The sequence below is a fragment of the Psychrobacter sp. UBA2769 genome (assembly GCF_002352555.1).
In the GTDB taxonomy this organism is placed as follows: domain Bacteria; phylum Pseudomonadota; class Gammaproteobacteria; order Pseudomonadales; family Moraxellaceae; genus Psychrobacter; species Psychrobacter maritimus.
In genome coordinates this window covers 173,200-187,683 of record NZ_DEIR01000020.1, presented here as the reverse complement: position 1 = coordinate 187,683, position 14,484 = coordinate 173,200, and the positions used below count along the sequence as shown (strand labels likewise).

Genomic DNA, 14,484 nt, shown 5'->3' with positions numbered 1-14,484 from the left:
AATTAAGACCGTCTCAGATTATTTACCTGCTTTAGTCTCATCCCGATACAAGATGCTCTTAGCTTCTGCTTTAAAATCTTGCGGGTTAATTTCTGGCTGAGTGGCAATGTCAGGCTTCTGGCTGGCCTGTTTTTCTGAGTCACGGAATAAGGTATTCTGCGCCTCTTGTCTAAAATCATGCTCACTAAGCGTTGTTTTAACTTTTATAGCATTTATGGCATTCATAGTATTGATTTGCTCATCACCATTTTGCCTTTCATTTTTTGTCTCATCTCGTGGTGAAATGAAACTAGGAATAGAATTAGGGTCGGTTTTTATGTCTGCATTTGCTAAGTTTGTATTCATTTGCTTGGCAGATGCCGTATTCTGAGCAACTGACGCGCTGTTAACTCCTAGTGGTACCTGAGAATTTTTTGAGAGTAAGTAATTGAAGGCAAATACGGCAAGCAAGAAGACAGCGCAAAAGATAGCCATGACGCTGAGAAACTTGGCATGATTAAGCGAGCTAATCTTTCTAGGTTTCTTTGTAGGTATAGCTGTGTCAGCACAGAATAGAGAGGTTGATTGGTGAGAGGTGACCGTTTCGTTAGAATGAATGATATCTGAGGATTGATGGTTCTCGCTCTGCTTATGTAGCTTATGTACCATAGTCACATCAGCTGCAGTATGCTCTAACGATTTTTGCATGGCTTGCTGCTGCATGTAGCGCTCATAGGGCCGACGCATACGCTTTCGACCCTCGATATTCAAGATAACATCATCACTGTTAAAGCTATTGCTAAGCAGCTTTGTAGCGGTATCAGGATTTATGTCATTACTTGAGGGGCTCATAAGTCAGTACCGTATCCATATATATGATGAGCGGTATATATCCGCGTCTTTATATGATGATACGTAACCTATGACACGATGCAACGGTTTTTGGTATGAGCGCTAGGATTAGCGGATAAACGGTATAGAAGCACAGATTTAATGCCTTTTTAGTATATTAAACCTTCTCAATCGTTGGTCTCACGAAATAACGTACTTTGTGACTCTTCTCTAAAATCCTCGTATGTAATAGCTGGCTCAGATGCCGATTCATTTTCTGAATTATTGGTCGTGGCGGCGGTAGATTGACCATCGGCACCTTGTGTATTCTTGGCAGTGTTTTTATTATCAAGATCTTTATTGCCAGTGCTTGGTACACTGGTTTGAGCATCTACGGTCGACTGATTGCTAGCATCAGGCGTATTACTTGCTGTAGCTACCTTATTGCCCCTGCTGTCACTATTGCTTTTAGGCGTGCCAGCATTAGTAGGTAGCGCCGGCTCAGTCGATGTGTTGGTAGATAAGAAGCCGGTAAAGATAAGGGTCAATACGACCGCTGCAATCAATAATGAGCCAACTACCATCCCGATGATAAGCGGCTTTTTGCTACTTGCCAGCTTCTTATCATTTGCTGGGATTAATATAGTCGAGCTTTGTGTGGCTATATCGTCGATATCAAGGCTTTTAATATCAATACTTTCATTTTTCTCATAGGTTTCATAGATTTCAGAGCTTTCAGAAATGCGATTTGCATCATCTAAAGGCGCTGCACTAGAAAACGAAGATGTCTCTCTGGCAGTAGTGTTATTAGCCTTGTCTGCATAGTCGTCATCTGCTTCAGTATTTGATGAGTCATTTATATCAGCTATGGCTACACGACTTTTATCCAAACTCTCGTTTTCATCGGAAAAGTCTAAATTAACACCCGTGCTTGTGGCATTCGTTCCCTGTAGACTGCTCTCTTGTCGCAACTCATCTTGCTGGCTAGCAAATAATTCCAGCTCTGCGGCGCTCAAAGGCTCATATGATGACAGCTTATCGGCGTTTTTTAGCGGTTTTAATGGCGCAAGCCTGCCGTCGTTGACATTCGCTTGTTCGCGATTGGTATTATTATCGCTGCTGTCTACATTTTCGACACGCGTGATAAAGCGCTCATAAATATTGTCTTTACGAGAGCGTCTTCGCGGCTTAGCATTAGCAATTTTCGCTAAATTAGCCTCTAAATCCGCACTTTGGTTGCTTTTTTTATCGCTCATGAAGTGATACCAGAACAGTTAATGCCACGAAAAATAGAAAATTGCTAGAATGAGAGTAAATACAGCTTGTTTGCACGTTTTGTTGGTATGGCTAATTTACATCAATTGTTTGCTAAATTGTAACACTATCGTTACCACACAATATAGTGGGTCGCCTGCTCTCCTTCAAGTATAATTTTACGCTTGTTCCTCCTATTTATATAAAATAGCCAACATATCCGGTTAAATAAGCGTCATAGACAGATGGGCATCACAATATGGATTTAAAACAGCTCAATGCTTTTATTGCTATCGCGGACTTAAGAAGCTTTAGCGCCGCTGCCACCAAAACAGGGTTGTCACAGCCGACGCTCAGCCGGTTGCTCAAGCAGCTTGAGACCGACATGGGGGTAGAGTTGGTTGACCGTTATCATAGACCGCTACATCTGACAGAAGCGGGTGTCTTCTTTTACGATAAAATCAGCGCAATACTGACAGAGATTGATACGGTTACTAGCATGACCCAGCGCTTATCGGCGCCAAGTACTGCCTTAAATATCGGCTTTGTGCCATCGGTGCTGTACGGCTTATTACCCGAAGTCATCGCTAAGCTCAAGCAGTCCAATCCTGATATTGAGGTCAATCTCAAGGACATCAGCTCTTATCAGCAAATCGAAGCCTTAAAAACCGGTGAGATTGACATAGGTTTTGGGCGCTTTGCCCATCAAGACCCATGGATTCAGCAGATATTATTGCGTCATGAGCGTTATATGGTGGCGCTTCCTAAAGCGCATGCGCTCGCTCATATTGATGAGCAACGTCTGATTGATCTGGCAAATAACCGTTTGATTTTATACCATCAAACCCACCTGCCTATATCAACGACCACCCAACCTATTAATACATCTATTAGCAACTCCACTAACCATATCTCTGCTAACGATAAAAGCAGCAGCCGACATAAACAGTCATCTAACGAGCAGCCTTCTCTTGAACCGGTGACCGAACCCTTGCTGCATCTGTTTGCGCAATATGGCATCTCGCCATTTATGACCACCACCGTCAGCGATTTACAAGTGGCGCTTGGCTTGGTTGCCGCGGGCGAAGGTATCACCTTGGTACCTGCCAGCTTAAAAACGGTGCGCACCGAGCAGATCGTCTATCGACGCCTGCTGCATGAAAACGCCACCTCTCCTATTTACCTGCATACTCTCAAAGACTTTGTCCACCCTAAAATCCCTGACCTACTGAGCGCGATTTATCAGGTATATGAGCGCCGCGGTATCACTTATCGCAAGCAAAGCTTTACCTTACAGCGTTAAACCGCATTAAACCGCTCTAAATAGCGCCAAATGGCAGATATCGGCGGCGTATTGTGTTATAAAGAACCGGCAAAAAATACCTGCTCAAAACCCTTGATATTCATAACTTATTATGCTAACTATCGAGAATGGGCATGCAAACTATTAGTAATAATAATTAGAATAATCATTATCCTGTCTAGCAGCATTATGCTAAAGTCGAGACAAGACGAATCGTTTTATATTCAGCTATCTGATAAATCGTTTCTCTCATGATCATTGGCAAGCTGACACAGGTAAGTGATAATTTGCCGTTTTAACCATTTCGAGGTATTCATGACCACACAACCACTCAACAACCCGAGCGCCACGGACGATGGCGCTACCGTGACCGCGCAGCAAGAAGGATTTAGCTGGCGGATTTTTGGACCCGGCATCTTAATGGCGACCGCTGCTATCGGTGGCTCGCATCTGATTTCATCGACACAGGCTGGTGCACTTTATGGCTGGCAGCTAGCGATTATGATTATTCTAGCCAACGTGTTTAAGTATCCTTTTTTTCGCTTCGGTACTGATTATGTTTATGACACCGGCGAGAGTTTAATCGCAGGTTATGCCAAACGCTCAAAAGCCTATCTTTGGATTTACTTTCTCCTCTCTATCCTATCAGCGGTGATTAGTACCGGTGCGGTATCCTTGATTGCAGCGGTGATATTGGGCTTTATGCTACCCGCCTCTCTTGGTCTATCCACCATGAGCTTGGCTTTAATCATTGTTGCGGTCTCATGGTTCTTTTTGATTGCCGGTCATTATAAGCTGCTCGATGGCGTGACTAAGTGGATTATGATTGCCCTGACGTCAGCCACGGTAGCAGCGGTTGTGATTGCCGCGGGCAAGCCAACGGTTATGGCGGTAGATTTTGTTGCCGCCTCTCCTTGGAACTTAGCAACTTTAGGCTTCATTGTGGCACTGATGGGCTGGATGCCAGCGCCACTTGAGTTTGCTGCTATTACCTCGATGTGGACCTCAGCAAAAATAAAAGCTGACAACACCACCCATCGCCAAGGCTTATTGGACTTTAACGTTGGCTATGCGGTCTCGGCTATTTTAGCGCTGTTTTTCTTAGCGTTAGGGGTGTTTGTCCAGTATGGTTCAGGTCAAGAGATTGAATTGGTCGGTGGCGCTTATATCAACCAGCTGATAAATATGTATACGGCAACCATTGGTGAATGGTCACGACTACTGGTCGCGTTCGTCGCCTTTATGTGTATGTTTGGTACTACCATTACTTGTGCTGATGGCTATGGCCGTGCCAATGCCGAATGCTGGCGTTTGATTAAAGGTCAAAGCGAGATTAATAAGAAACAAATCGCTTTTTGGACCACTTATGCGATTGGTGGCGGACTGGTGATTATCACCTTCTTTACCGGACAATTAGGCTCAATGCTGAAATTTGCCATGATATCGGCGTTTGTCTCTGCGCCTATCTTTGGTTGGCTCAACTACTCACTGGTACGCAGTCATCAAAAAATATCAGCCGGTATGAATGCCTTATCCATTGCAGGACTGATATTTTTAGCAGGCTTTGCGCTATTGTTCCTAGCCAATCTTGCAGGATTTCTTGGTTAAATTTGGTTAAATTTGGTTAACTTTGATTAAAAGTACTTAGAAAACCTTTTATCATCAAAGCCCTTTTAGCTTAGCTATCAGGGCTTTTTATTTATAAGTCCTCTCGTTTATTATTTATTGCCAAAGGAATAAGTAGATTAAAAAACTAAGCTATTTGTAACTAAATGTAAATAATAGTATGGCGAAGATTTTGTAACTTTAGCAATATGAATAGTAATCTCAGTAAATCTCTAAAAATTGGATATAGCTATTCATAATATGAATGAGTTTAACTATACTACTAATTATATTAAACATTACTAATGATTTGATATAAAACACCGCTTTGTAATCATGGATAATTGGGTATAATTAGGCACAACAATAACACCTTGCCTCATATTAATAAGATTATCCCTCCACGTAAGGACTACGACATGACTTTATCAGCAGGCGCTCGCTTTCGCAGTGCAATGAAACAAAAAAACGATAACAACCAACCGCTACAGATTGCTGGCGCGATTAACGCCTATACGGCGATGATGGCAACCCAAGTCGGTCATCAAGCGTTATACCTCTCTGGTGCTGGCGTGGCCAATGCCTCATTTGGTCTGCCGGACTTGGGTATGACCAGCCTTGATAACGTTTTAGAAGATGCGCGCCGTATTACCGATGCGGTTGATACACCATTATTGGTCGATATCGACACCGGCTTTGGCGGCGCATTTAACATCGCCCAAACCATTAAGAAAATGGAAAAAGCAGGCGTTGCAGCGGTACATATCGAAGACCAAGTCGCACAAAAGCGTTGTGGTCATCGCCCAAATAAAGAAATCGTGAGTATCTCTGAGATGGTTGATCGCCTAAAAGCGGCACTTGATGCAAAAACGGATAAAGACTTTGTGGTGATGGCTCGTACAGACGCCCTATCTGTTGAAGGTCTTGATGCAGCGGTTGAGCGCGCGGTTGCTTTCCAAGAAGCTGGTGCTGATATGATTTTTGCCGAAGCATTGACGGATATCGAGATGTACCGTAAGTTTACCGATGTACTCGATATTCCAGTCCTTGCCAATATGACTGAGTTTGGTCAAACCGACCTTTATACTACCGAACAGTTATATGCGGTTGGGGTTGATATGGTACTTTATCCATTGTCAGCGTTTCGTGCGATGAATAAAGCGGCATTAAACGTTTATCAGCATCTGCTTGATGATGGCACGCAAGACAAAGTTGTCGACACCATGCAAACCCGTATGGAGCTGTATGACTTCTTAAACTATCATGAGTTTGAACAAACGCTAGACAAGTTATTTGCAGATAATAAGTAGTTTTAGCGGTTAAAAGCGTTGGTTTTTCTATCAATGAACATGCCAGCGCATTATCTAATATTTGCAGTACCTTTATATTTTATCCAACACAAGCTACCAACAAAAGGAATTTATCATGGCAGCACAAAAAGAACTTTCGGGCGCAGGTTTACGTGGTCAAGTAGCAGGTAAGACCGCTTTGTCTACCGTTGGAAAATCAGGCTCTGGTCTGACTTATCGTGGTTATGATGTCTCAGAGCTTGCTGACAAATGCATCTTTGAGGAAGTGGCTTATATGTTGCTATACGGCAACTTACCTACCCAAAGCGAGCTTGATGCTTATCAAACTAAATTGAAAGGTTTACGTGGCTTACCACAAGCATTAAAAGATGTGCTTGAGCGTATCCCTGCGGACGCCCATCCGATGGACGTATTACGTACCGGTTGCTCGATGCTTGGTAACCTTGAGATGGAAACTGACTTCTCACAAGAGAACGATAAAACCGACCGTATGCTGGCGGTTTTCCCATCAATCATCAATTACTGGTATCGCTTCAGCCATGACAACGTGCGTATCGAAACTGAAACTGATGACGATACCATTGGCGGTCATTTCTTACATCTGCTAAAAGGTGAAAAACCAAACGAGCTATATACTAAGGTAATGAACGTATCACTGATTCTTTATGCTGAGCATGAGTTTAACGCCTCAACCTTTACCGCTCGCGTCTGTGCGTCTACCCTGTCTGACATTCATTCTTGTATCACTGGCGCGATTGGCTCATTACGCGGTCATTTACATGGCGGCGCCAATGAAGCGGCGATGGATATGATTGAAGGCTTTACCTCTCCTGACCAAGCAGAGTCTGAGATGATGGCAATGCTGGCGCGTAAAGACAAAATCATGGGCTTTGGTCATGCTATCTATAGCGAATCAGACCCACGTAACGTCGTCATAAAAGGTTGGGCTGAGAAGCTAGCAGCCGATGTTGGTGATGAAGTGCTTTATCCTGTTTCAGTTCGCTGTGAAGAAGTCATGTGGCGCGAGAAAAAACTCTTCTGTAACGCTGACTTTTTCCATGCCTCTGCCTATCACTTCATGGGCATTCCAACCAAACTGTTCACGCCAATCTTTGTTTGCTCGCGTCTAACAGGCTGGGCAGCACACGTGTTTGAGCAACGTGCCAATAACCGTATCATTCGCCCAAGTGCGGAATATACTGGTGAAGAATTGCGCCCAGTACCAGAGATGAGTGCGCGTTAATTTTTCGTGATATAGAAGGTTTGTAGGGTGTGCTGTCTTATTAATGTGTAAGGCACATCCTACAATTACTTCTCATGAGCTTAGCCATATTTTTCTAATGAACCTCGTTTTTTTAGTAAAGCTGATTCTTTAGCGCTTAATCATCAACGCTAGATAATGCTTTGCTAAAAGAACCGCTCTTTTTATCAAAATTATCAAAAACTCTTTTACGAGTAGCCCTCATTGCAACCAGCCAACAGCTAAAGGTGACTTATGGACAACGCCCTTGTACAACCGATGAATGAACCCTTTAAAAAGCCATTACCTGGCACAGATTTATATTACTTTGATACTCGTGAAGCCATCGAAAATATCGAAGCTGGCGCGTATGACAAGCTACCGTTCTGCTCAAAAGTATTGTGTGAAAACTTGGTACGCCGCTGCCCACCAGAAGACTTAACCGCAGCGCTCAAGCAACATATCGAAGGCAAGCAAGATTTAGATTTTCCGTGGTATCCTGCTCGCGTCGTTTGTCATGATATCCTAGGTCAGACTGCGTTTGTTGATTTGGCAGGTCTACGTGACGCCATCGCTGAGCAAGGCGGTGACCCATCTAAAGTGAATCCAATCGTTCCAACGCAATTGATTGTTGACCATTCACTAGCCGTTGAACATGCAGGCTTTGAAGAGAACGCCTTTGAGAAAAACCGCGCTATCGAAGAGCGCCGTAACGATGACCGTTTTCACTTTATCAACTGGTGTCAGTATGCCTTTGATAACGTCAACGTCGTACCGCCCGGTAACGGCATCATGCACCAAATCAACTTAGAAAAAATGTCGCCGGTTGTACAAGTGGTACAAAATAAAGCTGGTGAACAAGTGGCGTTTGCCGATACTTTGGTTGGTACTGATAGCCATACCCCGATGGTTGATGCCTTAGGCGTTATCTCAATTGGTGTTGGCGGGCTTGAAGCGGAAAGCGTCATGCTAGGCAACCCGTCTTATATGCGCCTCCCAGATTACGTTGGTGTTAAATTAACCGGCAAGTTGCAAAAAGGCATTACTGGTACCGATTTGGTACTGGCGATGACCGAGTTCTTGCGTGATGCAGGCGTAGTCTCTACTTATATCGAATTCTTCGGTGAAGGTGCACGCCAATTAAGCGTTGGTGACCGTGCTTCTATCTCAAACATGACCCCAGAATATGGCGCCACCGCAGCGATGTTCTATATCGATGAGCAAACCATCGATTATCTACGCCTAACCGGTCGTTCTGAGGCTCAAATTAAATTGGTTGAGCAATACGCTAAGCAGACCGGTCTATGGGCTGACGGCATGGAAAATGCAGTTTACGACCGTGTGCTTGAGTTTGATTTATCGGCTGTTGTCCGTAACATGGCAGGCCCTTCACGTCCGCATGCACGCGTATCAACCACAGACTTGGTTGCGAAAGGCATTGCTCACGGTGAAGGTGATAAATTACCTGAACCAAAAGATGGTTTAATGCCAGATGGCGCGGTGATTATCGCAGCGATTACCAGTTGTACCAATACGTCTAACCCGCGCAATATGGTTGCTGCTGGCCTTGTCGCGCGTAATGCTAATAAAAAAGGCTTATTGCGTAAACCTTGGGTGAAATCGTCATTAGCACCCGGCTCAAAAACCGTCAAAATGTACCTAGAAGAAGCCGGTCTGATGCCAGAGCTAAAAGAAATCGGCTTTGATGTGGTTGGCTTTGCTTGTACTACCTGTAATGGTATGAGTGGCGCCCTTGATCCTAAGATTGAGCAAGAAATCATCGAGCGTGACCTATTTACCACCGCGGTACTATCAGGCAACCGTAACTTTGATGGTCGTATCCATCCGTATGCTAAGCAAGCGTTTTTAGCGTCGCCACCACTGGTGATTGCCTATGCTATCGCCGGTAATATCCGTTTTGATATTGAAAAAGACTCATTGGGCAAAGACACGGATGGCAATGATGTTTATCTAAAAGACATCTGGTTTGATGATGACGAAGTTGATGCTATCGTTGCCAAAGCCGTGAAGCCTGAGCAATTTAACGCCGTTTATATCCCGATGTTTGATGAAGCCAAAAAAGACACCGGAAAAGCATTAAGCCCACTCTATGACTGGCGCGAGCAGACCACTTATATCCGTCGTCCGCCGTATTGGGAAGGCAAAATGGCGGCGATGAATAAGCTGAAAGGAATGCGTCCATTGGCGGTATTGGGTGATAACATCACTACTGACCATTTATCACCGTCTAATGCGATTTTGGGTGACTCAGCAGCTGGCGAGTACCTTGATACTATGGGTCTGCCTGCGGAAGATTATAACTCTTATGCGACCCATCGCGGCGACCATTTAACCGCCCAACGTGCAACCTTTGCCAATCCTAAGCTATTGAATGAGATGGTACGTGACGAAAAAGGTGACGTTATCCAAGGCTCATTGGCTCGCGTCGAGCCTGAAGGTCAGGTCATGCGCATGTGGGAAGCGATTGAAACCTATATGAACCGCGAGCAGCCGCTAATCATCATCGCCGGTGACGGCTATGGTCAAGGCTCAAGCCGTGACTGGGCTGCCAAAGGTGTGCGTTTAGCTGGCGTAGAAGTGGTTGTCGCAGAAGATTTTGAACGTATCCATCGTCAAAACTTGGTCGGTATGGGTGCACTACCTTTACAGTTTAAAGAAGGTGTCAATCGTAACACCCTAAATATTGATGGCACCGAAGTATTTGATATCGAAGGCGAAGTATCTGCTGGCGGTGAGATGACGTTAGTGATTCATCGTAAAGACGGCACCGTTGATAAAGCACCTGTTATCTGCCGTTTAGATACCGCTGATGAAGTCAAAATGTACAACGCAGGCGGTATGCTACAACGCTTTGCCAAAGAGTTTATCGATGGCACGCTAGATATTGTGTAAGTGTCATGAGTGTTAAATAATTAAAGAGCCGATGTTGTATAAATTATACGGCATCGGTTTTTTAATCTTTGGATATGAAAAATAATGAGACTAGTGCCATATAACAAGCATTAAAGTATTAATTTAACATCACGATAAAAGTTCTCATGTGGGCCAAACATTAACAAGGTAAGGACAAGCTGACCATCATCGATTTGATAAGCCAATAATGTTAACTGCTTTAGCATTTTAAACTTATAAATTCGTACTGATGATAAGTCACCTACCTTTTGCACACCTAGCTCAGAATTGTCAATGATGGCACGTACAGCATCATCTAAATCAGCTTTCTGATTATTGTGCAATTTTTTAACGGCTTTTTTAAAACTATGTGATTGAATAACACTTAAAGACTGAGTCATTATTTATCCAAAATAAACTATCCAAATTCGTAGGGTTCAACCATACCAGCATCAACTTCTGCTTGAGCAATCAAAAGCTGACGAACAAATTCGTAAGACAGATCAGGGTTGTCTTCCATAATTTGTCCAATGGTAGCCCAATGCTCTATTTGCTTTGGCGGGGTACGATGTTGTGCTTTAGATATCGCATAGGCTTTATCAACCAGCGCCTTGTTAAGACGTATGCTTGCAGTGGACATAAATTTCTCCATATTCAAAATATTAATCCTTGTGGTATTTTACCACAAAAATAGTGCATTAACGACTCTCATCCTCATAAACAGATATAAGGAATAAGAAATGACCCAATCAACTTCACAACATACACCTTTAAAAAACACACCAAAACTTACCCCACAAGTCTCTGTCCCCGCTACCTATATGCGCGGTGGTACCTCAAAAGGGACATTTTTTAAATTATCCGACTTACCAGAGCGCTGCCAAGTTGCTGGCAAGGCGCGCGATAATTTTCTATTGCGGGTCATCGGTAGCCCTGATCCTTATGGTAAGCAAATCGACGGCTTGGGCAATGGTAGCTCTAGCACTTCTAAGACCGTCATCTTATCTGAGTCTGATAAAACAGACCACGATGTGAACTACTTGTTTGGACAGGTCAATATCGCCAAGCCTATGATTGATTGGGCGGGAAATTGTGGTAATTTAACCGCTGCGGTTGGCGCTTGTGCGATTAATATGGGCTTGATTGACGCGGCTAAAGTGAAAGCTAGTGTCAGTAATAATACAAGCAACGGCATTTGCGAAGTGCGTATTTGGCAAGAGAATATTAGTAAAACCATTATCGCTCATGTGCCTGTTTACTTAGATGAGCAAGGCAAAGTACAAGTGCAAGAAACCGGCGATTTTGAATTAGATGGCGTCACCTTCCCTGCTGCCGAAGTGAAGATTGAATTTATCGATCCGGTTGACTCCTCTAGTGACATGTTCCCGACCAACAATTTAATCGATGATTTTGATGTGTCTGGCTGTGGTCTAAATACTGATAGCGTCAAAGCCACCTTTATCAGTGCCGGTATTCCAACCATCTTTATGAAAGCAGAAGATTTGGGTTTTACTGGTACGGAACTGCAAGGTGATATTAATAGTAATAGCGGAACCTTAGCTAAGTTAGAGGCAATCCGTGCTAAAGGTGGCGTTGCAATGGGCTTATTTAAAGACGTCTCTGAAGCACAAGCCAGTCAGCATATCCCAAAAATTGCTTGGGTTGCCCCTGCACAAAGTTATAGCGCCTCAAGTGGCAAAGCAGTTGAGGCAGCAGACATTGACTTAGTGGTACGCGCCATGAGTATGGGGCAATTGCATCATGCGATGATGGGTACAGCAGCGGTGGCGATTGCCGCAGCAGCGACCACCCAGGGTACATTGGTCAATGAAGCAGCTGGTAGTAGCGAATTAGGTGAAGTGCGCTTTGGGCATCCATCAGGAACGCTACTCGTCGGCGGAAAAACCGAACAAGTCGATGGTCGCTGGCAAGCCAAAAAAGTATCCATGAGCCGCTCTGCTCGCCGAATTATGGTTGGTGAAGTTTTTGTGCCAAATGATAGTTTTTAGTCAGCATATTTTAGGATACCAATTAAAGCCTTTATAATAGCGGTCTATTTATAAAGTGTACTACAATCAATGGTAATGGTTTAACTGACATTAAATAGCGCCTTAATATTATGAGTACTTCTCCACGCCGTGTTCCTTTAGATAATAAGCCTCCCACTAAGAAAGCAGAACGGGGGGCTTTGCTATGGTCTATCCTAAAAAGGCTGGGAGAGTTTGCAAGGCCCTATCGAGGGCTTTTCATTTTAACCTTGATATTAACGGTATTAGGGTCGTTTACCGCGCAGGTTAACGCCTTTGTCTTGCAATATACCATTGATACCTTAACCAATATTGTCGATTTGCCCGACCCATGGGTAGAAGGTATAAGACTACTCACGCTGATTAGTGTGATTTTATTGGTGAAAGAGATACTAAACGTCATCATCACCTTTGGTCAGCGCTACTTTGGTGAGCGTATTCGTATTAACTTATCGCGTGATTTGTCTCAAAAAGTGGTCGACCGTATTTTGTCTTATAAAATGGCGTTTTATACCAGTGATGAGAACGCTAGCGGTAAGCTGCAAACCCGTATTGATTTGGGTGTCAGCAGCCTCACGCAACTGGTGCAAAACTTCTTTATTGACATGCTGCCGCTGTTTGCCAGTGCCATCGTGTCATTAATCATTATGTTTAATGCCAATTTTTGGGTCGGTATGGTCGGTTTGGTTATCGTGCCGATTTACTTTTTTGTCAGTCAGCGCCAAGCCAATCGTTTGCAAGGATTCCGCAAACAAATGCGCCAATACCGTGAGACCAAAAGCGGCTTGGTAATCTCGATTATTGACTCTATCACCGTTATTAAGTCGTTTGTGCGTGAGCCGATTGAGTCCGATAAGCACTGGGAAATCCAAAAGGATATGACCGCCAATCAGCTACGTATTCGCAGTATCGCGTTTATGTATAACGCTGGCAAAACCTTTATCGAGCAAATCGGCGTGGTCGTCATTATTGTTTTGACCTCGTATTTTGTGCTCAATGGGCAGATGACCATTGGCGCGATTATGTTTCATATCTTACTATTTCAAAACGTCGCCGCCCCCATTCGCGAATTGCACCGTATCTATGATCAAATCAATAATGCACTCACGTATGCGGAAGGCTTCTTTGATATCTTGGACGATGACCAAGCGATTGAAAACGAAGGCAAAGTCAAATGTACCGATTTAAAAGGTCATATTGAGCTAAAAGATGTCAATTTCTCCTATCCGAATGGCAAACAGGCGCTGCATGATGTGAGCTTTAACATTTATCCCAATCGCATTACCGCTTTGGTTGGATTAAGTGGCGCAGGTAAAAGCACCATTATTAACTTACTAGTCAAGTTTTATGACCCCAGTAGCGGCACTATTTGTCTTGATGGTCGCAATCTAGAAGACTACAGCACCCATAACTTGCGTGAACAAATCGGCTTGGTACTACAAAAAAACCATATTTTCTCAGGGACCATTGCTGACAACATTCGTTACGGGGCGATGGATGCCACCGATGAAGAAATTATTGACGCCGCTAAACAAGCTTCTATTCATGAGCAAATCCTTGGCATGCCTGAAGGTTATGAAAGTGAGGCCAAACTGCTTTCTGGCGGTCAGCAGCAGCGTATTGCGCTGGCACGTATGTTTTTAAAAGACCCACCGATTGTATTTTTGGATGAGCCAACTGCTAGCCTTGATGCCATCGCCACCCAGCAGATTAAGCACAGCTTGGATCTAATTAAAAAAGACCGTACGGTGATTATCGTCTCGCATAATATCTCGCAAATTATCGATGCCGATGACTTGGTGGTGATTGAAAATGGCCGTGTGATGGAGACTGGCACGCACGACGAGCTTTATGCCAATCACGGTAAATACTATGAGATATTTAATGCCATGTCCGATAGTTTGAATTTAGATAAAATCAGTCAAACCTTAAATAGTTAATGCAGGGCGAAATCGTTATAATGCTCAGTCTTTGATGCATTATTGCTATATTTAGAATATTTAAAATTTATATTGTTACCCT

General features: G+C 43.7%; 11 protein-coding genes. 7 read left to right on the top strand and 4 right to left on the bottom strand.

Translation table 11 applies throughout. From position 1 onward, the window contains the following. Positions 1 to 18: 18 nt before the first annotated feature. Together B3Q63_RS09900 and B3Q63_RS09895 are read right to left on the bottom strand one after the other, a co-directional pair. Positions 19 to 831, bottom strand: coding sequence for a hypothetical protein (locus B3Q63_RS09900; protein WP_296176173.1), 813 nt, complete (start codon positions 829 to 831; stop codon positions 19 to 21). 167 nt (positions 832 to 998) lie between these two features. Continuing rightward, complete coding sequence (locus B3Q63_RS09895) at positions 999 to 2,066, bottom strand: hypothetical protein (protein WP_296176170.1); 1,068 nt, start codon at positions 2,064 to 2,066, stop codon at positions 999 to 1,001. Positions 2,067 to 2,323: 257 nt separating this feature from the next. Here B3Q63_RS09895 and B3Q63_RS09890 point away from each other — a divergent pair, with 257 nt between their 5' ends. The 5 genes from B3Q63_RS09890 to acnD all read left to right on the top strand — a co-directional run bounded on the left by B3Q63_RS09890 (position 2,324) and on the right by acnD (position 10,435). Continuing rightward, entirely contained in the window at positions 2,324 to 3,367 is a 1,044-nt protein-coding gene (locus B3Q63_RS09890) for a LysR family transcriptional regulator (protein ID WP_296176169.1), read from the top strand. A gap of 315 nt (positions 3,368 to 3,682) precedes the next feature. Next, positions 3,683 to 4,975: an NRAMP family divalent metal transporter gene (locus tag B3Q63_RS09885; protein ID WP_296176167.1), complete on the top strand. Its 1,293-nt coding sequence runs from the start codon at positions 3,683 to 3,685 to the stop codon at positions 4,973 to 4,975. 416 nt (positions 4,976 to 5,391) lie between these two features. Next, positions 5,392 to 6,282: a methylisocitrate lyase gene (prpB, locus tag B3Q63_RS09880; protein WP_296176166.1), complete on the top strand. Its 891-nt coding sequence runs from the start codon at positions 5,392 to 5,394 to the stop codon at positions 6,280 to 6,282. 115 nt (positions 6,283 to 6,397) lie between these two features. After that, complete coding sequence (gene prpC / locus B3Q63_RS09875; RefSeq protein WP_296176164.1) at positions 6,398 to 7,525, top strand: bifunctional 2-methylcitrate synthase/citrate synthase; 1,128 nt, start codon at positions 6,398 to 6,400, stop codon at positions 7,523 to 7,525. A gap of 276 nt (positions 7,526 to 7,801) precedes the next feature. Then, a complete protein-coding gene (acnD, locus tag B3Q63_RS09870; RefSeq protein WP_296176280.1) occupies positions 7,802 to 10,435 on the top strand; it encodes a Fe/S-dependent 2-methylisocitrate dehydratase AcnD in 2,634 nt (877 codons plus the stop codon). Between the two features lie 110 nt (positions 10,436 to 10,545). Here the strand turns inward: acnD and B3Q63_RS09865 are convergent, their stop codons facing one another. Continuing rightward, positions 10,546 to 10,836 carry a type II toxin-antitoxin system RelE/ParE family toxin gene (locus B3Q63_RS09865; protein ID WP_296176163.1) on the bottom strand — a complete coding sequence of 97 codons (291 nt, stop codon included), beginning with the start codon at positions 10,834 to 10,836 and terminating at the stop codon, positions 10,546 to 10,548. A 17-nt stretch (positions 10,837 to 10,853) separates the two neighbouring features. Then, complete coding sequence (locus B3Q63_RS09860) at positions 10,854 to 11,075, bottom strand: TA system antitoxin ParD family protein (protein WP_068404729.1); 222 nt, start codon at positions 11,073 to 11,075, stop codon at positions 10,854 to 10,856. Positions 11,076 to 11,175: 100 nt separating this feature from the next. Between B3Q63_RS09860 and prpF the strand changes: the two genes are divergently transcribed. After that, entirely contained in the window at positions 11,176 to 12,444 is a 1,269-nt protein-coding gene (prpF, locus tag B3Q63_RS09855) for a 2-methylaconitate cis-trans isomerase PrpF (protein ID WP_296176160.1), read from the top strand. Between the two features lie 110 nt (positions 12,445 to 12,554). After that, positions 12,555 to 14,402: an ABC transporter ATP-binding protein gene (locus B3Q63_RS09850; protein WP_227670884.1), complete on the top strand. Its 1,848-nt coding sequence runs from the start codon at positions 12,555 to 12,557 to the stop codon at positions 14,400 to 14,402. The last annotated feature ends 82 nt before the right edge of the window (positions 14,403 to 14,484 follow it).